The organism is Pelagicoccus enzymogenes, assembly GCF_014803405.1.
In the GTDB taxonomy this organism is placed as follows: Bacteria; Verrucomicrobiota; Verrucomicrobiia; order Opitutales; family Opitutaceae; genus Pelagicoccus; species Pelagicoccus enzymogenes.
The window spans coordinates 138,126-158,038 of record NZ_JACYFG010000036.1 but is presented as its reverse complement, the minus strand read 5'-3'; the positions used below and the strand labels follow the sequence as shown (position 1 = coordinate 158,038).

At 56.4% G+C, this 19,913-nt stretch carries 14 protein-coding genes; 7 read left to right on the top strand and 7 right to left on the bottom strand.

Features of this window, described 5'->3' with window-relative positions:
• Positions 1-54 precede the first annotated feature (54 nt).
• From IEN85_RS13015 to IEN85_RS13005, 3 genes are read right to left on the bottom strand one after another with little or no spacing between them, the layout of a single operon-like run.
• Positions 55-2,874, bottom strand: a complete 2,820-nt coding sequence (locus tag IEN85_RS13015; RefSeq protein ID WP_191617516.1) for a glycosyl hydrolase — start codon at positions 2,872-2,874, stop codon at positions 55-57.
• Between the two features lie 59 nt (positions 2,875-2,933).
• Entirely contained in the window at positions 2,934-3,371 is a 438-nt protein-coding gene (locus tag IEN85_RS13010) for a MaoC/PaaZ C-terminal domain-containing protein (protein ID WP_191617515.1), read from the bottom strand.
• A gap of 13 nt (positions 3,372-3,384) precedes the next feature.
• Entirely contained in the window at positions 3,385-4,155 is a 771-nt protein-coding gene (locus IEN85_RS13005) for an IclR family transcriptional regulator (RefSeq protein ID WP_191617514.1), read from the bottom strand.
• 69 nt (positions 4,156-4,224) lie between these two features.
• Between IEN85_RS13005 and IEN85_RS13000 the strand changes: the two genes are divergently transcribed.
• The 7 genes from IEN85_RS13000 (at position 4,225) to IEN85_RS12970 (ending at position 11,270) form a co-directional block, all read left to right on the top strand.
• Positions 4,225-5,301 carry a Gfo/Idh/MocA family protein gene (locus IEN85_RS13000; protein WP_191617513.1) on the top strand — a complete coding sequence of 359 codons (1,077 nt, stop codon included), beginning with the start codon at positions 4,225-4,227 and terminating at the stop codon, positions 5,299-5,301.
• A gap of 10 nt (positions 5,302-5,311) precedes the next feature.
• Positions 5,312-6,469, top strand: a complete 1,158-nt coding sequence (locus tag IEN85_RS12995; protein ID WP_191617512.1) for an ABC transporter substrate-binding protein — start codon at positions 5,312-5,314, stop codon at positions 6,467-6,469.
• A 99-nt stretch (positions 6,470-6,568) separates the two neighbouring features.
• Positions 6,569-7,711: a CaiB/BaiF CoA transferase family protein gene (locus tag IEN85_RS12990; protein ID WP_191617511.1), complete on the top strand. Its 1,143-nt coding sequence runs from the start codon at positions 6,569-6,571 to the stop codon at positions 7,709-7,711.
• Between the two features lie 15 nt (positions 7,712-7,726).
• Entirely contained in the window at positions 7,727-8,797 is a 1,071-nt protein-coding gene (locus tag IEN85_RS12985; protein ID WP_191617510.1) for an L-rhamnose/proton symporter RhaT, read from the top strand.
• A gap of 10 nt (positions 8,798-8,807) precedes the next feature.
• Positions 8,808-9,647, top strand: a complete 840-nt coding sequence (locus tag IEN85_RS12980) for an amidohydrolase family protein (RefSeq protein ID WP_191617509.1) — start codon at positions 8,808-8,810, stop codon at positions 9,645-9,647.
• Positions 9,637-10,395, top strand: a complete 759-nt coding sequence (locus IEN85_RS12975; RefSeq protein WP_191617508.1) for an SDR family NAD(P)-dependent oxidoreductase — start codon at positions 9,637-9,639, stop codon at positions 10,393-10,395. The genes IEN85_RS12980 and IEN85_RS12975 overlap by 11 nt, the downstream gene beginning before the upstream one ends.
• A gap of 71 nt (positions 10,396-10,466) precedes the next feature.
• Complete coding sequence (locus tag IEN85_RS12970; protein ID WP_191617507.1) at positions 10,467-11,270, top strand: fumarylacetoacetate hydrolase family protein; 804 nt, start codon at positions 10,467-10,469, stop codon at positions 11,268-11,270.
• 8 nt (positions 11,271-11,278) lie between these two features.
• Here IEN85_RS12970 and IEN85_RS12965 read toward each other — a convergent pair whose 3' ends face one another.
• The 4 genes from IEN85_RS12965 to pdxA are packed head-to-tail and all read right to left on the bottom strand — an operon-like array spanning position 11,279 to position 19,911.
• Positions 11,279-13,099, bottom strand: a complete 1,821-nt coding sequence (locus IEN85_RS12965; RefSeq protein ID WP_191617506.1) for a hypothetical protein — start codon at positions 13,097-13,099, stop codon at positions 11,279-11,281.
• Positions 13,100-13,125: 26 nt separating this feature from the next.
• A complete protein-coding gene (locus tag IEN85_RS12960) occupies positions 13,126-17,019 on the bottom strand; it encodes a malectin domain-containing carbohydrate-binding protein (RefSeq protein ID WP_191617505.1) in 3,894 nt (1,297 codons plus the stop codon).
• A gap of 55 nt (positions 17,020-17,074) precedes the next feature.
• Positions 17,075-18,895, bottom strand: coding sequence for a hypothetical protein (locus IEN85_RS12955; protein ID WP_191617504.1), 1,821 nt, complete (start codon positions 18,893-18,895; stop codon positions 17,075-17,077).
• Positions 18,892-19,911 carry a 4-hydroxythreonine-4-phosphate dehydrogenase PdxA gene (gene pdxA, locus IEN85_RS12950; protein ID WP_191617503.1) on the bottom strand — a complete coding sequence of 340 codons (1,020 nt, stop codon included), beginning with the start codon at positions 19,909-19,911 and terminating at the stop codon, positions 18,892-18,894. Before pdxA ends, IEN85_RS12955 begins: the two co-directional genes overlap by 4 nt.
• Positions 19,912-19,913 lie beyond the last annotated feature (2 nt).

The window sequence follows — 19,913 nt, the reverse complement described above, 5'->3', positions numbered from 1 at the left end:
CGGCGCAATGCGCTTCCCACAAAAAATGATTCGAGCTAAGAGATGGTCGCCTGATCACCAAAGCAACTGCACGGGGCCGCTGACTCCGTAGGCTTGGCGTCGTGCGATTTGGTAGACTTTAGGATCGGAAACGCGGAGGCGGTTTATGAGCGTGGAGCTTGTTTCTATACGCAGGGTGTTTGTCCCCTCGACCAAGAATCCCTTGAGTTGCGTCGTGTTGCGGAGGAGATTGCACGGCGGCAGCGTCTTGCCGTTGAGCGATATGCGAAGCGTGTCGAACGCTTCTTCCCACATCAGTCCAGCTCGTGGAGAATTCGCCATTTCCTCGCTCGCGTCGAAAGTGCATTCGTAGGTGCCGATCCCGGAATCGTTGGCAAAGGTTTCGATTTCGCTCCAGGGCTGGGGGTGCTCCAGAGGGATCGAGGCGACTTCCTTGCGGGTAGAGCTGGGGCTGTCGCCGGGGAGCCAACTCTCCACTGAAAGCTTCCAGTTTCGGAGAGGGAGCGAGTTGATGATGGTGGAATTATCGACCGGATTTGTATCGCGTTCCTTGTGGGTGAGGGGGGTATTGGTGATGCAGAAGGCGAGGCTACCGTTTGGCTCCAGTGGTAGCTTTATCTGGAGTTTGCCGTCGATCGCCTCCAAGTTTTGCATCTGTGTGATTTCGCCTGTCCAGAGATCGAGATGATGGGGATGGTTGGGTCCGTCGGCCAGTGGAACCTGTACGGTTGCCGCCGAGGAGCCTTCGCTGGACTGGTTGCAGAAGTAGAACCAACGACCATCCGCGGTGCGGCGTTCGGCATGCACGATGTTGGCTTTGCTGTGTGAGATCCGTGGCTTAATGCCAAGATTCTCAAGTCCTTGTTCGATGTATCCACGGCTTGGAACCATGACGACATTGTCTTGCTCGAGGATCCTGGCAAAGATCTCTCGGAGCGTTGCGTCGTCTGCCGGATTGGGTCGGCCGGAACTGGTGGGCTGAGTCCAGTCGCCGATGGCGAGTATGGGCAGGCCGGCTTCGGCCAGCTCGAGAAGACGGCGAGCGGCGGGGAGTTCAAAAGTGCACTTCCGTCCGTGGAAGGCATCGCCTTCAAAGACGAGCGCTTGGAAGGCGGGGCCGTCGGGGGCGAGCAGTCCGTTTCGAACGGTTGCGGTTGGGAGCTCAAGGGTTGAGGGAGAAATGAATTCGTGTGTCCAGCCGACGGATACGCCTTCCTTGGAAAACCAAGGAGCGCCGAAACCTGATCCGGCATAGCCCTTTTGACGGAGGAAAGCGATGTCGATTTGCGGTTGCCCCTGTTGCAGCAGATAGTGGACACGTGAAAAGTAGCCAGAGATGTCGGTGATATGCTCCCAACTCGGCTGGCGTGGGCCCCAGGACTCGGAATAGCCGGGCCCGCCGCCGTAGGGAGTGAATGCGGAAAAGCCCGGCCAGTTGGCGCCCGGAGCTTCAGCGTAGGAGAAGCCGTGCAATACGGTTTGGTTGACCCCGGCGGCGAATTGAGGATTCAGTTTCTTAAGAACGCGTTTCCATGTCGTGGAATAGGCGAGGCCTTGGAAGGCTCCTGCTTCATTAGAGAGGATCTTGCGGCCGCCCATGTCGCGGCCGCCGGCTAGCGAGCGGTAGTCGTCGAGGTTCTTGAAGCCGAGCGATTCTCCCTCGGCGATGTCGAGGGTGGCAGCGGCTCGCACGGCATCCGTTTTCAGCCCGTAGGGTTGACCGCGAAATCCCAGTCCAAGGGAGTTCGCCCACTGCTTGAGGGCGGTAAAATGGTTTTCAAGGAAGAGTTCCGAGAGCGTTTGCCACCAGTCGTGCCAGATATGGCGAGCGTCGAAATCGACGTATTCGAATATTGGATCCTCTTTCTTTTCGACGATGATAGGCAGGTAGGGCAGGGCGGAGTAGCCGCGTCGCTCTTCGAATTCCTCGAGGATGCGAGGAGTCCACACCGTTTCCTTGGTTTCCATTTCGATGGAGTCCTCGAATAGATTGCCGCCAACTTCCCTCATCAGTTTTTTGATGGGGGCTGTGAGGACGCTTTTCTTCCAAAGTGCTATGACGGCATCAGTTCCCTTTTGGCTAAAGTGATCGACTACGTAGGATTCGGGCGAGGTATGCGGCCCGCCTTCCGGTTGTTGGCCGGATCCTCGAAGCCAGTAGGAGATGAGGATCCACGTGCCCTCTGATGGAGCGGTCCATTGTAAGTGATCGTTGGATACTTGACTGCTGAGATCGATTAGGGAGTCCCCGTGCACGGCCACTTCCTTCGCTTTCAGGTCGGTGCCGTCGACTGTCCGAATCGCTTGCACGTATTGAAGAGTTTGCTTCTCCACGCCTTTGTGTGGTTGGGACGCGGGCGGGGGGACGGGGCCGTCAAAAGCTTCGCCCGCGTCTAGAACGGTCGTGGCAGTCGCGAGCTCCTTGCAGGCGGCATCGCTGTCGGGTGTGATTTGGTTGCTAGCAGCAGGCCAGCTGGGGCCGATGGAGTGGTCGATGCTCATGCCGCGCTCCTTCGCTTGCTCAAGGGCGGCTTGCACGGCATCTCGCCATGGCGCGGTGCCCCATCCGTGGGTGTCGGCATGGAGGTCGACACCGCGGGCGCTGTGATGCACGTCCGCGATCTCTGCTCCTCCAAATCCAGCGTCCGCCATCGCGTTGATCTCCCGGCGGATTTGTTGCGGATCGACCAGTCCATGAGGCCACCACCAGCGAAATTTTGGCTGGTAGGGGCGCGGTGGATTCGCGAAGGCCTTGGCAAAGACGGACGCTGTGGCGGCCTTGGGGCTGCGTGTGCAAGCGATGGGGGCGAGGAGGAGGCCAAGGCCAGTGATTGAGCTTAATTCGAGAAAGCGACGGCGGGAGAGATGGGGCACGGGAGAGAATGGATGAAGGTTGAAGGGTGAAAAGTTAAAATCGCGACCAAGGTCGACTCCTACTTCTTTTTCACCAAGAGCACGTGTTCGGCGACGAGGACGGTTTTTCCGTTTTGGTTGATGGCTTCGACGAGCTCGATGACCTGCCCGAAATCAGGGCGCTTAGGGTCGTCTTTCTTCTCCTTGATTGAGCATTTCGAAGTGATGGTGTCGCCGATGAAAACTGGCTTTATGAAGCGGATCTTGTCGTATCCGTAGGAAAAGGCCTCTGGGTTGATTTCGCCCGCGGTTTGGCCGACGGCGACGCTGAAGATGAGCGTTCCATGGGCGATGCGTTGCTTGAAGTCCTGGGTCTTGCACCATTCCGCGTCCATATGATGCGGGTAAAAGTCGCCGGTTTGACCCGCGTGCATGACGATGTCGGTCTCGGTGATCGTGCGGCCGGTAGAGATGCGGCAATGGCCGAGTTCGTAGTCTTCGAAGAATAGAGTTTTCATGGGTTTGGTATGCCTAGCTTGGGTTTAGGCCGAGGGAGTCGGTAATTTTCGAGGCAGTTTCAAGCAGGCTCTTTGCAGCGCTCGCTTTGTTGGAAGGGGCTTTCTTGCTGCGGAAACGAGTCACGGTGAGGGCGGCGAGAAGTCCGCTTGGCGAATTGCCGATGATCGTGGAGAGGTCGATGACCCCCTCGATCGTATCGCTCTCCGCTTCCACCGAGGAATTTTTAGAGAGGGCCTGCAGCTCGGAGCGTACTCTTTTCTGCTTTGCCGGGGACAACTGGTTCCAAGTGTCGGATTGCTGCAGGTGTTCCGCTTGTTTCGGTTCGGTGCTATGAGCGAGCAACAACCTGCCTGAGGCAGTCAACAAGGGGTCGAAGCGAGCTCCCACTTCGATGGAGAGGCGAATCGGCGAAGGGCTTTCGACCTGGGATACGACCAGAAGGCGGCCGCGGTCCAAGAGGCTGAGGTGACAGGACTCGCGAAGAGAGTCGGTGAGTTCCTGCATCGGACCGATAGCGCTGCGGGTGAGCCGATCTATTACCGAATGAGTGTGCGATAGGGCGTACAGTTTTAGGGAAAGTAGGTATTTACCGGATACGGAATCGCGTTCGATGTAGTTGCGATGCTCCAAGCAGTTGAGCATTCGGAATAGCTCGCTGCTGCTGCGATTCAAGCGGCTCGCTAGTTCCGCCAAAGAAAGCGGAATGGGGTCGGCTGCGAGGGCTTCCAGGATATCGAGGCCTTTTTCCAAGGCCGGTACTTTGTATTGGGGGGCTTGAGGCATCGCTCGAAAAGAAGGGTGTATTTAAGTCTTGAAAGATTTCGTATATGAAAAGACATTTTGCAAATAAAAATGCCCCTGCCGCCTCGCCAAACCCCAACCTTGCCGCAGAAACCGCGTCCGATCGTCGTATTGGCCGCTGGAGGAATCGTGCGGGACGCCCACCTGCCTGCTTACAAGCTTGCTGGATTTGAGGTGATTGGAATCTACGATATCGATCGGGAGAAGGCGGAGAGGCTGGCCGCCGATTTCGGTATCGATCGTGTCTACAGCAGCTTGCAGGAAGCCTGTGCCCACGATCCCGCAGAGGTGGTGTTCGATGTCGCGGTCCCGGCTGCAGGCCTGATGAAGGTTTTGAAAGCCTTGCCGGATGGAGCGGCTGCGTTGCTGCAAAAGCCGTTTGGTGAAAACCTGGAAGAAGCTCGGGCGCTTCTGGCTCTATGCCGGAGCAAGAAACTCAAGGCGGCGGTCAACTTTCAACTGCGCTATGCTCCCTATATATTGGCGGCGCGAGACTTGATCGAGCAGGGGGTGATCGGTGAGCTGCACGACGTGGCGGTGAGGGTAACGGTTTACATGCCATGGCACCTCTGGACGTTTTTGGAGGGAATTCCTCGCGTGGAAATTTTGTATCACAGTGTTCACTACGTCGATCTGGTGCGTTCGTTTTTCGGGGAACCGACCGGGGTGTACGCGAAAACAGTCAAACATCCGGACACGGAAAAGCTAGCCTCCACACGAACCAACATTGCCTTGAATTACGGGGACCTGAAGCGGGCGAATATCAGCGCCAATCACGGGCACAATTTTGGCCTGAAGCATCAGCAGAGCTACGTGAAATGGGAAGGAACGAAGGGAGCGATCAAGGCGACCCTCGGTTTGCTGATGAACTACCCGGAGGGGGAGCCCGATGCGCTCGAGTACTGCACATTGGACGAAGAAGGAAATCCGAGTGAGTGGCAGAGCGTGGAGCTGCAAGGGAGTTGGTACCCTCATGCGTTCATTGGAACCATGGCTAGCCTGATGCGCTTTGCGGACGGAGAGACGGATGAGCTTCCGACATCAGTCGACGATGCCTTCCGTACGATGGCGGTGGTGGAAGCGTCCTACCAATCGGACGCAAGCGGTGGAACTCCCATTCCGGAATAGAGGCGAGCGAATGAGCAAGATCGAAATAAGAGGTATGACTTGGGACCACTCGCGCGGTTACTTGCCGATGGTTGCTAGCGCCCAGCGTTTCGAGGAGTTGAACCCCGAAGTGAAGATCGTTTGGGAAAAACGTTCGCTCAAAGACTTTGAAGAGTATCCTGTGGAAGTTTTGGCAGAGCGCTACGACATGATGATTATTGATCATCCATTTGTTGGATACGCAGCCAAGCACGGCACCCTGACGAATTTGGAAACCTGTTTGCCTGCAGATTTTTTACGGGACCAGAAAGCGAATTCGGTGGGTGGGTCTCACGAGAGCTACTATTACGAAGGAGGGCAATGGGCTATAGCGATCGACGCCGCGGCTCCAGTCTCGCTGTGGCGCGAAGACCTGATGGAGCGGCTTGGCCTCGAGTTGCCGCGGACCTGGGAGGACCTTTTGGATTTGGCAAAGCGAGGGCACGTGGAGATTCCAGGAGCTCCGATTTATTGCCTAATGAACTTTTACAGTTTCTGTGTGGCCCTTGGAGAAACGCCCTTTGCCTCGGAGGAACGAGTGGTATCGAAGGAAGTAGGATTGGGAGCAATGGATATTTTGTCCGAGCTTTTGGACGCTTGCGATGCGGGCTGCTGGAGTCGCAATCCTATCGCCTCGCAGGACCTGCTTGCGAGCAGCGCCAACGAGACGGTAGCGTATTGTCCCTTGGCGTATGGGTATATTAACTACGCACGGGAGGGCTACGCTCCGCATCGCCTTAAATACGGGGAGCCGCCTCTTTGGAGAGGACAGGCATTGTCGACGACATTGGGTGGGACCGGGCTCGCGATTTCGTCGCAGACGAAGCACTTAGAGGTGGTTTGCTCTTACGTGGAATACGCTGCTTCCGGAGAGGTGCAGCGTTGTTTGGGCACGCCCGCAGGCGGGCAACCGGGACACCGGGCGGCGTGGTTGGACGCACTTGGCAATCAGTTGAACGGTAACTATCTGGTGGATACCTTGCCGGTTTTGGATCGGGCTTATCAGCGTCCCCGGTATTGCGGCTATACGCGTTTCCAAGAAGAAGGGGGACCGGTTTTACACGCAGGGTTGCGGGGCGAAATGGAACGAGAGGAGTGTTTGCGGAAGTTGGATGCTCTTTATCGGGAAACTCTGGCGGAGGGGCGTTGATGGTGTCTCCTGACTTATGGAGTGAACTGGGATTTGTCCTGCAATGCGGCGTGCCGCAAGCGGCAGCCCTACGAATTTGATCGTATTGATTTTTAGTAGATGAAACCACTTGAAGGCCTTTTAGTCTTAGACTTTTCCCAGTTTCTCGCGGGACCGTGGGCAGCGACGCGCCTCGCTGACCTAGGGGCTCGCGTTATCAAAATCGAACGACCGGGGAGTGGTGACATTTGTCGCCAGCTCTACATTTCCGACCTTGCTTTGGATGGAGACAGCACCCTGTTTCACTCGATCAACCGGAATAAGCAAAGCTATGCGGCGAACCTTAAGGATCCGGCGGACTTGCAGAAGGTGAAGGCCCTGATAGCTCGGGCTGACGTGCTCATTCAAAATTTCCGTCCAGGCGTGATGGACCGCATTGGTCTTGGCTACGAGGTTTGCCGCGAGCTGAATCCAAAAATTGTATACAGTGTTGTTTCTGGATATGGAAATGAAGGGCCGTGGGTGGGTAAGCCAGGACAAGATCTATTGGCTCAGGCCTTGTCGGGTTTGGTTTGGCTGAATGGAAATGCGGACCAACCACCCATGCCCTTCGGGCTGGCGGTGGCAGACTTGACTGCTAGCGCCCACCTGGTCCAGGGAATTTTGGCGACTTTGGTTCGCCGTGGCATCAGCGGCACAGGGGGGCTGGTAGAAGTTAGCTTGCTGGAGTCTGTGCTCGATCTGCAGTTTGAAGTGACGACGACCTACCTGAATGATGGCGGACGGGAGCCTCGTCGCAGCGCGGTAAATAACGGGCACGCCTATCTAGGAGCTCCATACGGAATTTATCAAACGCAGGACGGCTACCTTGCCCTGGCGATGGGGTCGATCGTGACGCTTGGGAAGCTGATCGGCTGCGCGGCTCTTGAGGCCTACGAAGACGCTGAAACTTGGTTTTCGCAACGCGACGAGATCAAGCGAGTGCTTGCAGCGCACTTGAAAGGAAAGCCGACTTGCAGCTGGCTAGCGGTTCTGGAAGCAGCTGACTTTTGGTGCGCGGATGTGCTCTCGTGGCCGCGTCTGTGGGAGACCGAAGCCTTTCAGTCGCTCGACTTCGTGCAGGATGTGACGCGTGAAGGCGGACCGACTTTGAAGACGACGCGCTGCCCGATTACTATCGACGGAGAGCGATTCAAGTCCCCACTGGGGGCTCCGCGAGTGGGCCAGCACACGGAACGCATCGAGAACGAATTTTGCCTATAACCCCTATATTGCCCCATGACACCTGACGCATCCCCTTTATTGGGAACCCTTTTGCACACGATCGGAGCGGCGAGCGCGGCCTTGTGCTACTCACCGCAAAAGTTCCTCCACAAATGGAGCTGGCAAACTTACTGGCTGGCGCAGGCATCTGTATGCTGGTTGCTCCTTCCTTGGTTGTTCGCTTACCTTTTCGTGCCTGAATACGGGATGGTTTTGGCTGAGTCGCCAAGCGATTCCATGTGGTTGGCCTTTGGATACGGCGTCCTCTACGGCGTGGGGGGAATCGCTTTCGGTGTGGCCATTCGCTACATCGGGTTTTCGCTGACTTATGCAATCGCAATCGGCTTCTCCTGTTTGATTGGAACGCTATTCATGCCCTTGATCAACGGAGTCCTTGGAGAAAAGTTGCAACAGGAGGGAGGTATGATCGTGGTAGGCGGAGTGGCCCTTGGCTTCTTTGCCATGATTGTTTCGGGCATGGCAGGCTTCCGCAAGGAGCATGAGTTGGCGGAAGCCGGAAAGCGTGAAGGCAGTGGGTTCAACGTGAAGCTCGGGCTGCCGATCTGCGTTGTGGCAGGGGTGTTAAGCGCCGTATTCAATTTCTCCCTGGAAGCGGGGGCCCCCATTGCGGAAGTAGCTGCCTTGCATGGCGCGGGCAATTTTCAGGAACTTGCCAAGTATCCGTTCACCATGAACGGAGCTTTTCTTACGACTCTCGTATATGTGATCTATTTGGCGGGGAGGTCGAAAAGTTGGGGGGAGTTCTCTGCTACTACGGACCGTAAAGGCTTGGGGCGAAACTATGTCTTAGCTTTCGCGACGGGGATCATGTGGTACATGCAGTTCTTCTTCTATGGACTAGGTCACATTCGCATGGGAGACTTTAAGTTCTCCAGTTGGGCGATTCACATGATTATTCTCATTTTGCTAAGCAGTGGCTTCGGCGTTTTGATTGGAGAATGGAGAGGCGCTCGTTCCAAGACTTTTGGCTTTATGTTGCTCGCGCTCGCATTGTTGGTAGCTGCCGTCGGCTTGATCACCTATGGGAACTTTCTTGGAGCGGAGTCCGCCGCTGCAGGGCATTAGGGCAATGGGTATGAGAATTGTAGATACGCATCAGCACCTGTGGGAACAGGATCGTTTCCCTTACTCCTGGACCGCAGGGATTCCGGCCCTTAACCGGAGCTTTTCCCTTGAAGACTATCGGCAAGCATCGTTGGGCGAAGGGGTGAGCAAGACGATCTTCATGGAGTGCGATGTCGACGCTCCTCATGCCCTCGGAGAAGCTCGCTGGGCGCAGGGGTTGGCTGATGCGAACCCATTGATAGCGGGAATCGTGGCGAGCGCTCCGTTGGAGTCGGATACCTTTTCGAATCACCTCGAAGCGTTGCTCGATCTCTCGAAATTAAGGGGGATTCGACGGGTTTTGCACACTCGCGACGATGATTTTTCCAAGACCCCTTTGTTCCGGGAAAACTTGAAGCGTTTGCCTAAGCACGGGTTGGTCTTCGACCTTTGCGTATTGTCTCGTCAACTACCGGTCGCTATCGACTTGGTGAGAGCCTGCCCGGAGGTGAGCTTCGTTCTGGACCACTGTGGGGTGCCCGATGTGAAGGGAGAAGGCTTTCATCCTTGGAAGGAGGATATACGGGAGTTGTCAGGATACGCGAATGTGGTGGCGTGCAAGGTCAGCGGTATTGTTGCCTATGCGGATCCTGAAAAAGTGGAGGCTTGCTCCATGAGGCCTTGGTTTGAACATGTTGTTTCATGTTTCGGCTGGGAGCGGATGGTCTGGGGCGGCGACTGGCCGGTGTGTACGCTGACAAGCGATCTGAGAAACTGGATACAGATTACGAAGGAACTATGCTCGCAAGCCAGCGATAGCGAACGGTCGAAATTGTTTTCGATCAATGCGGAGAGGATTTATGGTGTTTGATCTTACAGGTAAAAGAGCGCTCGTGACAGGCGCGGGCTCTGGCATTGGGGAGGCAATTGCGATCAGGTTCGCGGAAGCCGGCGCTCAGGTTTTCGTGATCGATCGAGACGAACCTCAGGGGGAGGCGGTTGCTGCGCGAATCCGAGAAGCGGGCGGTAGCGCCGAATTTCATTGTTTGGACGTCTCCGATCCTGTGGCCGCAAAGGCTTTGGCGGAGCGGTTAGGAAGTATCGAGGTTCTCGTGAACAACGCTGGAATCGGCCACGTTGGCGGACTGCTGGAAACCGAGTCGGATGATTTGGATCGTTTACATGCGGTCAACGTAAGAGGCCCTTTCAACCTGTGTAAGGCTTTCGTGCCCGGAATGCTGGAGAAGGGCCTGGGAAGCGTTATTAACATGTCTTCGGTTGGCGGTCTCCTAGCGGTGAAGGATCGATTGGCTTACACCGTGAGCAAGCATGCGGTGGTCGGCCTGACGCGCTCGCTCGCTCGCGACCATTCGCATAGCGGAGTGCGGTTCAATGCGATTTGTCCGGGGCGGGTGGAAACTCCGTTTGTTAAGGCTCGCTTGGCTGAATACCCCGATCCTGAGGCGGCCTATCACGAGATGGCGTCTACCCAACTCAACGGGAGAATGGGAAAACCGGAGGAAATTGCGGCGCTGGCCCACTATTTGGCGAGCGACGAGTCGGCCATGGTAACGGGATCCTGCCAGTCGATAGATGGTGGTTGGTCTGCGGGAAAGTAGTTGGTTTTTGTCCGCAAAGGGCAATAAGTGTGACGAAGTTTTGAATTGATGCCTCGATAAGGAGAACAGTTATGAAGATTATACGTTATTTGGATACAAAGGGAAATTTGCATTTCGGAGCGGAGCAGGAAGACGGTTCTGCTTTGCGGATCGAAGGCGATCTCTTCGGCGATTTCGAGGTGACCAGCGAGAAGGCGGAAGTCGCCAAGCTATTGGCTCCCGTCGCTCCGACGCAGATTTTGTGCATCGGCTTGAACTACAAGCGTCATGCGGAAGAGACCAAAGCAAAGATGCCGGAGCGTCCGATCCTCTTTGTGAAGGGAGTGAATACCTTGCAGCATCCTGGGGATCCGATCGAGATTCCTACCGCTATGGCCAGCGCGGAGGTCGATTACGAGTGCGAGCTCGCAGTCGTGATTGGCAAGCCCTGCAAGAACGTGAAGCGAGAGGACGCGCTTGATTACGTGCTCGGCTACACCTGCGCGAATGACGTATCAGCCCGCGACTGGCAGATCAAGTTGGGTGGGGGACAATGGTGTCGCGGTAAATTTTTCGATACCTTCGCTCCGCTTGGTCCGCGTTTGGTCACTGCGGACGAGATCACGAATCCGAACGCCCTAAAGATCGCAACGATTCTCAATGGCGAGCGTGTCCAAGATTGGAATACAGACGATATGATTTTCGATGTGCCGGCGATCATCGAGTTTCTCAGCGGCAGCACCACGCTCGTTCCCGGTACGGTCATCCTGACCGGCACGCCACATGGCGTTGGGATGGCCTTTGACCCGCCCAAGTGGCTGAAGGCGGGCGACGAAGTGACGATCGAGATCGAGGGGATCGGATCGTTGACGAATCCGGTAAAGCTAGAAGCCTAGAACACGAGCTAGCTCTCGTTTCTGCGTTGAGCGCTATCGGCTGGAAGCCGTTCCAGGAAGGCTTCCAGTCGTCCCTGCCATTCGGAACTAGCCGCGTGCTTAAGACCTAGGGTGGCTGAGCGTTTAGCGTTTTTTATTTCACCGATCGCCACATAAAACTGGGCGGTGCGGAGCGCGAGTTGAGATTCCTGCGGATGAAGGAGTACTCCTTCGCTGATCAATTCTACTTGTACTTGATTCGGCGGGATCGCGCTGAGTTCCCACGCTGCTGCCATGGTTGCGTAAAGCTCGGCTGTAGTGGATCCATTCTGGCGGGCTTTCAAAAGGGGAAGCAAGACGTCGCCGACTTGCTCTGGAGCGAGCGGCTTGTCTGAGGCTGACGCGACGGCTGCGTCGAGGCGTAGCCGCGCCAAGGCGATCAGGGCGGAAGGACGTTTCGTTCCGCGTGTTACGGCGATGTCAAGAAGCTGGCGGGCTCGTTCGAATCTCTTTTCGTGGAAGGAAGCGACTCCAAGAGCGGCGAGCAGTTCGCTGTCGGGATTGCCATGAGCGAGGGCGACTCTGTAGCTCAAAAGCGCCGCATCTTCCAGTCCCGCCAAACGCTGAGCGTCTCCTTTAATCCTGCCGATAACGCTTTGGGTGGCTTTTGCGAAGGCTATGGGAGAGGCTTGCAGCTGGGCATCCTTCTTTAGTTTAACATAGTTGTAGTTGTGATGAGGGTACCGGATGTGATTATAGAGCTTTTTGAGCATCGAGTCGTACGACATTTCGAAGCATTCCTCGAAGAGTTGTTCGCTCAGCGGTTCGTTCTCCAATCGACGGACGAAGGTTTCGAATGAAGGTTTAAGTTTTCCATTCGCTCCGTAGCGACAGAGGTGCACGAAGGCGTGGGCTTGCTTGGCCCAAGCGAGGTCTACTAGCGGATTTAGCGACTCGTACTCCTCGTTGCTAAGGGAAAAGAGTTCCTCCATCGTAAGGAGCGGGCTACGTGCTAGGGCGATATTGAAGGGTGGGTCTGCGGTCCAGAACTCGATGACGCTTTCCAAGGTGACGATGCCCTCTTTGTGTCCTTCCAGTTCCACAGTGAATTCGTCGTTTTCGCTCGCGGTTTCCTCAAAGTCGGTAAGGGGGGCGGGCACATACACAAGCTCAGCTTCGGGTGGGATTTCTGCAGGATCGGGGGTACCGCGAGTTGTATCCAATTCCCCTAGCTTGATGACTCGATCGGTGAAATCGATATCCATGATAATCTGAAGGTTTCCTTCAAGAAGCCAAGGGGGTAGTTTGGGCTGTGTTTGTTCGAAGAGAAAGCGAGCGTACTCCCGGTAGAGCTGTCGCTGGTAGTCAACTTGCAGCCGCAGAAATTTGTTGTGCAAGGTGAGGTCGTAGTTGAGCCGCTCGAAATCAAGAATGATGACAGATCGTTCCTCGTCTTGTCTGAACAGGCTGAAGTATCCGTTTTCGTTCTGCCTATCCTGTGGCAGGAACGCTTTGAAGGACCCATTGTTGCCGCAGATGATAAGGGTTGCGGGACGTTGGTTGTTCGAGGCGATCGGCCAAACGATGCTTAGAGCGTCCGCGAACTTTTGGAAGTTGTTGAGCAGCCGTTCAGCATTGCTGAGTTTTGCGTCTGTGAGAATTTCCAGCTGCCCGAGCTGGGCATAGTTCCAATCCTCTGGCTCTGGCAGTTCGAACTTTCCGTTTGTGGATACAGCATCGAGCTCGAAAACGTCCAGCGGATCCTTCGCTTGGCTAGGCCCTGTAGTGATCAGCAACAGTGTTGTAACGGTGATGCGAATCGCCAAGCGATAGATTAAGAGGGATTCCATGGGAGTGTGGCGAGTTGGGGTGAGCGTTATTCTACAACGACATCTTGAAACTGGATCTTGTTGCCCGGCTCGAAAGTGAAGCGGATGGTATAGTTGCCCGCGTTGATGCTGTCGCAGGTGCGGAGGCGGATCACGTCTGTCACAGGATTGCCGATACTGGGTTGGATCGTGAAAGTATCGTCGCAGACGAGACTGCCGTCCGCTAGGGAGATGATTTCGAGCTTCGCTTCTAGAGGGGCGCCGCCTTCGAACAGGTAAGGAATATTCAATCCGTAGCGATCCCCGACGCCGACGTAGATTTCCCATTCCGCAAGGCCTCTTTCGGGAGCGTGGGTGACGATTGGTTTAAGGAACGATTCGCGCACGGATCGAACGACGACACTGTAAAGGGCTGCCTCAGAACCGTCGGGCAAGGAACCGTTAGGGCCGAGGAAGACTTGCTCGCCGGGCGCGTAGCGCCGCATCATCATATGGATACGTCCGTGGCCGATGGGTTGGATGTAATAGTTGGTAGGGATCCAATCCTTGAGCCAATGGGGCCGTTCTTCAATACGTGGATCAAGGGCGAGGTAGACCTCGGTGTGGTCGTCCACTGTAAAATATATTTCCAGTTCCTCGTTTTGGGCATCGTTTTGCGGGCCGCGCAGCCAATCGCAGTCGCTCAGTCGGGAGTAGAAACGTTCGATACTAGGGCCCCCATCGCTGTAGAGCGAACGTCCGGCTCGCAAGTTGGCGATGGCTTGCCATTTTTCGCTAGCTTGGCTCCCACGTACCCTAAAATCGAATACGGAAGTGGCGGGAGCAGGAGCGGGGCGAAGCTTTGCGATGGTGGTATAGGCCTGGCCGGAACCAAGCGTGACTTTTTCGCCTTGGTCGAATCGTTTGCGAAGAATTGGAATCCCTTCGCCGGAGGACTGTGTCGTTTCCAGCGTAAATTCGGTGTCTTCCCAATCCAAGAGCCAAGCAGGATGGGGGTTGGGCATTGCTACAAAGACGTCGGCATCCGAGCTCAAGGTGAATTCGATGTTGAAATCCTTTTGCTCAGTATCCTGGGCGGCGACCTGTATCCACTCGCTTTCCCTCAGCGGATACGACAGCTCTGACAGTGTAGCGGCTTGGTCGGCGAAAAGCTGAACCCCAGTGTCGAGCCAGGTTAGCGCCGCGGTGGAGGGGGAGCTGCTGCTGAGATGGGTTATCAAACGAAATGTATCCGGATCTTCTGACGCGTTCTTCGAGCTGATAGCGATCGCTGAAATGACCGCTTGCGTCGAGAGCACCTCGGGAAAGCTGATGACAAGTTCACCACCGGTTACTGTAACCGGAACCGTTTTGCTCAAATGGCTGGCGGTACCCGCTTCGCTCCAGATGTCGAGGTTGTCGATTTGGGTCACTCCGTTGAGGGCTACGTCGAAGAGTCTCCAGCCCGCAACGTCTTTAGAGTCGTCGATGCCGTACCATGGCTCGATAAAGTGAAGCTCGACCTCGTAGTCACCGTCGGGGAGTTCGAAGCGATAGGAAAGTTCTTCGCGCCCGTAACGAAAGCTCTGCAGCAAGGAGTCGTCGCGGGTATTTGAGATTGGGTGATAGACGCGCCTCTTGCTCCCGAAGGCGTGTGGAAGATTGGCGAAGCGGTCGCCCCAGGAAGTGGCTCCCCAGCTCGAGGTTTCGGTCTCGGCTTGGTCGGCAAGCCAGAGGTTTCCGTTTGTATCCACATAGTCAGGACCACCGCAGTTGATGCGGTAGTGGTAGTGGCGATCTTTCGAGGATTGCCCAACGGGCGCTTCTCGCTCGTTGGCCGCTTTGGCAAGTGGAGCGGGAGGAAGATGATGGAATTGGATAATGTCAGTAGCGACGGTCCTGCCGTCGATCCGCGCCTCGGCGTAGAGTGTGTCATACTGGATCTCGACTTGGTCCCAAGCGAAATGGGTTCCGCGAGGGCCTCGTTTGCGAGTCCCGAGGGACTTGCCTCCCAAATCGTTGAAAAGCTCCACTTCCTCGCAGTTGGAATAGACGATGATGCCGTCCTTCAGGCCAGGTTCTGTCCATCGGTCGGGCCACGTGTGGGAGACGATATAGACCATGGGATCCTCGCTAGCGGGAGTGTAATTGCTGCGGTACATGTAGAAAACGTCGAGCGGCTCGCCCCATATCGTTTGCAGGCCTTTGTTGTTGGCGGGCCCGATCTGATCTAGCTCGCGGATACCGTCGGTGGTTTGCTGTCCACTGCCACCGACGTTGCGACCCGGGTTCTGGTGAGTGGTCATGGGCCAGGCGAAGTGGCCGATCGCCTTGTCGCGCACCGTTTCAGCGAGACGAACCTTGGTTTCCATGAGTGCTGCCATTCGATCCTCGGAGAGGATACCATCCTCGATGAAGCCGCCCTCGCTATGCAGGTCGATGCTGCGCCAAGCCCCATACTCGCCGACGAGGCGTTGCTTGCGGATTTCGTTAGCGTAGTTGTAGAGGTCACCCCCGTAGGTGCCGGACCAATTCTGGGCGACATCCCAGTCGGTACCTTCGCCCCCGTTGCAAGTCGTAATGGGACGTTGGATACTGGCGGTCGGGTCGAGATCGCGAATGATGTCGGCGCATTCTTTGGCAAACCAAGCGGGGAGTTTGCTCTCGTTTTGCAGGCCGTAGAGGATGAGGGAAGGGCTGTTGCGGCGTTCCTTGATCCAGTCGCGCAAGAGTTTTTTGTAGTTAGCGTAGAACGCCTCGTTTTCGAACCAAATGTGAGCGCCGAACTGTGTCCACCAAAGCATGCCGTCCCGGTCCCAACGTTGGTTGAAGCGAAGGTTGTGGGGATGGTGGGCGTCGCGGAAAATGTTGAAGCCTGCGGCTTGAATCTTGGAGGCTCGAGTGGAGACCTGTTCGTCGGAGAAGGCGTGGCTCTGGCCGAGCAAGTGCTCGTAGTCGGCAACCCCGTTCAGGAAGTAGGGCTCGCCGTTGACGAGAAGCGGTTGGTCTGCGGGACCGTCGAGCTCGGGCCAAGTGACAGTGCGAACGCCATAGAGAGTGCGGACTTCATCCAACACTTTTCCGCTTTGCATGATTTGGGTGACCACGGTGTAGAGGTAGGGTTGGTCAGGGTGCCAGAGCTTTACAGCGGGAAGGGTGAGTTGGATAGGGGCCTGCAGTTCGCGGCTTAGCGATTCCGCAATGACATGGCCGGTTTCGTCCTCGATTTGGTGCTTGAGGAGGAGTGGCGTTTGCGAGCTGGCTTGGGCGGCACGTTGGATTTCGGTGGTAAGGTTTAATATGGCTCCTTGCTCGGATGCGTTTTGGTCGTTCCAAATATGTACACCAAATGGCGCGATACGTATCGGGTTTGTGGTGACGAGGTGTACGGGGCGAAAAATTCCGAAGGGTTGGGTGCCTTCGGAAAATCCGTAGGCGAGCTCACATCCGCCGCAAACCCAGGGAAGGTCTCTTATGTGGGCAGGATGGTCCGCTTGCACGGCGAGGATATTTGGGGTGTCGAAGGATACGGCGTGGGTTATGTCGACGGAAAAGGTAGTGAGTCCTCCCGCGTGCTCGCCCACGCGCTGCCCGTTTACCCAAACGGTCGCGTAGGACCCAACGCCCTCGAAGAACAGGGAAATCTGTTTGCCTCGCTCGCCGGAGGGTACGGAGAAGGACTTTCGGTACCAAGCGCTGCCGTGATGCACGCCGTGCTTCGCTTGGCGGTAGCCCTCGTAGCTATCCCAATTGTGCGGGACGGATACGGTTTTCCAATCGCTGTCGTCGAAAGCGGCATCCTGAAATGAATTTGTTCTAGGGTCGATCTTGGTCGTGGTCTTCCACTCTGTATCGAGCCTTTGGTGACCGCGGTAGTCGCTGGCGTGGGGGATTTGGCCCGTGAGTTTGCTCGCGATCGCGACCGCGCCGAGTGCGAGGAGTAGCCTGAAATTCGAATTCATGTCTATGTGCGGGCACAGAGAGCCCTTGGATTTCGTTTCGCGACCAAAGTCGCTCCTACTTGCGAGGTTCGATGGAGACGTCGTCGATGAGGAAGGTGGATTTCTTGACCTTCAAGTCGGCGCCTGGGATTTCGTGGCCACCGCTGCCGCGGCGACGGTATTCGCCGGTACGGAAGGTGAGGCGTTCTGCGGTGCGGGCGAGGTCGGAAAAGTAGGCGATACGGTAGAGGACTTCCTCGCCGTTGATGCGGAACTGGAAGCGTTCGGTGTTGTTGTCCGGATTGACGTCGATTTCGATGTCGATCCATTTGCCGGCTTCATAGGTGCCTGCTGGCTTCCAAATACCTTCGTGGCGGGCTTCGACGGTTCCGTTTTCGGTGAAAGCGATTTGCACGGGGCGTAGGCCTTCCGCATTGGCAACGTCGATTTCGAGACGCCCGTCCGTTTGCTCAGGTCGCAATTTGAAGCGGATCATGGTGGAACGGCCTTCTTCGAAAATGCGCGTTACGCTGGCGTAGTCGCAAGGGTCCTCGTCGCTGAGACGCAAGGCGCGCCCCTGCTTCGAATTCGTATCCACAATTTGGGTTGGCGCCCAGAGAGGGCGGTAGACGTTCCAGAAAGAAGGAAGACCGTTTTCGGACGAATCTTCAAAGTCGTCGAAGAAACTCCCTGCTGTGCTATGGCTTACGGGAACGGGGACGCGACTTACCCAGATGTCCTCTTTGTTGACGCTGTAGGTGAGCCAGAGGTCGTCACCGGGCGGGTTTCCGTTTCCTTCAAGGATGCCGCGCACGTATTGCGGTCCCATGTTTTTGTAAAGACCGGGGAAGCGCTGGTCCGGTAGCTCTCCGTGTACCGAGAGCAGGTTGCGGTACGTTTTTCCGTCTTCGCTGGTAGCAATTGCCAAGGGGTGGCGAAGTCGGGTGGTGGGATTGAATACGAGGGCGTAATTGCTGTCTTTTGTTTTTTCAGCCCAGTATTTGGAAGAATTGATGGGAATGTTTTTGGCGAAGCCAGTACGTATCCATGATTCCCCTTCGTCATCGGTAGTCATGGTTACGGCGTTTTTCCAGATTCCGACCACCTTTCCGTCGGGCAGGTGGTAGTAGGAGAGGGCTTTTCCCTTTTCTCGGTAGAAGCCGTCCTCCGAGCGGTCTTCTTCCCACCACTGGGCGGTTTGTAGCTTGTCGGCGAGCAAGGCTTCGCAAGCGGCGACAAAACCTTTGTCAGGGCTTTCGGTGTAGAACGGGAAGGCTGCTGCGTTGGCCGGATCCCAGCCTTCCTGCGAATTGTACCGAAGGAAATAGAGGGGACCGAAGCTGCCGTCGGCTTTTACCTCACGTACGGCGCGGCCAATGCCGGATCCGTCGTTAGGTCGTGGATACAGTCCGTAGAACGCCGTGGCGAGCAAGCGGTCGTTGGGCGCGATGAAGAAGCTGGTACGTTGGTGGGTGAGGGGGCGAGAGCCGTCGGGCAGCTCGTATGCGGGGAATAGGGTGGTGGGCGCGTCCCAATGGATGCCGTCGACCGAGCTGGTATAGGAGGTGGGGGTCGGGCTGTCGTGCTCGTTTACGGGAGCGCTGAGGTAGTCGAGATGGAACTTGCCGCGCCAGTAGGCGAGCATGGGAGCGTGCAGGTAGGTATGGTCAAGTCCGTCGAGGTGCTCCGGCTCGGAACGGTTGGCGCGATAGACTTGGATGTTGTGTGTCCCGACGGCCGGGCGGAGGCCGCCGTCGGCGTTGGTGCTGACCGAGATTTCACCATCGTAGATGATGGGTGGCTCCGGATCGGTGCTGTAGACCTGAGCGCAAGCTGTGGCGCTAAGCAGGGACGTCGCTGCAAGTGCGGTTAGGGAAATTCTAAGTGTATGTCTCACGAGAGGGAGCTGGTGACGGGGTTTGCGGCGAGTTGGGAAGCGAGTTTGACGGCCTCGATAAGGCTGCGCGGGTCGGACTTTCCTGTGCCCGCCATGTCGAAGTTCGTTCCGTGTTCGACGGATGTTCTGATGATGGGGAGCCCGAGGGTGACGTTTACGCCTTTCCAAATTCCGAGCATCTTGGCGGCAACGTGCCCTTGATCGTGGAACATGGCAACTGTGGCGTCGAATTCCCCTTGGTTGGCTCGGAAGAAAACGGTATCGCCCGGGTAGGGGCCAGACACATGGAATCCGCGTCGATTGGCTTCCTCGATGGCCGGCGTGATGTAGGTGATTTCCTCGTCGCCGAAGAGGCCGTTTTCGCCGGCGTGCGGGTTGAGGCCAGCGACAGCGATGTGCGGCTTCTCGACTCCGAGCCGGCGGATCGCTTCGTCGGTGAGTTCGATCACCTTGAGGATGCGTTCTGGGCGGACGCGACGGATGGCTTCGACGAGAGGCACGTGGGTGGACACGTGGCTGACGCGTAACTTTTCCGCTGCCAGCATCATGGTGGCGCCGGGGCGCTCGCAGAGTTCGGCGAGCAGTCCGGTGTGACCGTCGTAATGGTGTCCCGCCTTGTTCATCGCTTCCTTGTTGAGTGCGCTGGTGACGATGCCGTCCACTTCGCCGCTCAGGTTGAGCTCGGTGGCTTTCTTGACGTATTCGTAGGCGGCTTGCCCGCACATGGCGTCTACGGCGCCGAGACGAAGCTTAGTGAGGTCGATGTTGTCGAGATCGAGCACGTCGAGAGTTCCTTCCTCGAATTTGGCTTCCGAAACCGACTGGACCCCGCGTAGCTTAAGCGGGGAATCGGTAAAGCCGAGGGCTTGCTGCATGACTTGCAGGTCGCCGATGACAAGGGGACGGCATCGCGCGGCAAGTTTTTCTTCGACGAAGGCTTTGGAAATGATTTCGGCTCCAGTGCCCGCTGCGTCACCCATAGTGATGGCGAGGATTGGCTTGTCTAAGGTATTCATAA

Bases quoted from the DNA above. Each gene is read 5' to 3' on its own strand.
- IEN85_RS13010 (WP_191617515.1), bottom strand. From the start codon at position 3,371: ATGAAAACTCTATTCTTCGAAGACTACGAACTCGGCCATTGCCGCATC.
- IEN85_RS13005 (WP_191617514.1), bottom strand. From the start codon at position 4,155: ATGCCTCAAGCCCCCCAATACAAAGTACCGGCCTTGGAAAAAGGCCTC.
- IEN85_RS13000 (WP_191617513.1), top strand. From the start codon at position 4,225: ATGCCCCTGCCGCCTCGCCAAACCCCAACCTTGCCGCAGAAACCGCGT.
- IEN85_RS12995 (WP_191617512.1), top strand. From the start codon at position 5,312: ATGAGCAAGATCGAAATAAGAGGTATGACTTGGGACCACTCGCGCGGT.
- IEN85_RS12990 (WP_191617511.1), top strand. From the start codon at position 6,569: ATGAAACCACTTGAAGGCCTTTTAGTCTTAGACTTTTCCCAGTTTCTC.
- IEN85_RS12985 (WP_191617510.1), top strand. From the start codon at position 7,727: ATGACACCTGACGCATCCCCTTTATTGGGAACCCTTTTGCACACGATC.
- IEN85_RS12980 (WP_191617509.1), top strand. From the start codon at position 8,808: ATGAGAATTGTAGATACGCATCAGCACCTGTGGGAACAGGATCGTTTC.
- IEN85_RS12975 (WP_191617508.1), top strand. From the start codon at position 9,637: ATGGTGTTTGATCTTACAGGTAAAAGAGCGCTCGTGACAGGCGCGGGC.
- IEN85_RS12970 (WP_191617507.1), top strand. From the start codon at position 10,467: ATGAAGATTATACGTTATTTGGATACAAAGGGAAATTTGCATTTCGGA.
- IEN85_RS12965 (WP_191617506.1), bottom strand. From the start codon at position 13,099: ATGGAATCCCTCTTAATCTATCGCTTGGCGATTCGCATCACCGTTACA.
- IEN85_RS12960 (WP_191617505.1), bottom strand. From the start codon at position 17,019: ATGAATTCGAATTTCAGGCTACTCCTCGCACTCGGCGCGGTCGCGATC.
- pdxA (WP_191617503.1), bottom strand. From the start codon at position 19,911: ATGAATACCTTAGACAAGCCAATCCTCGCCATCACTATGGGTGACGCA.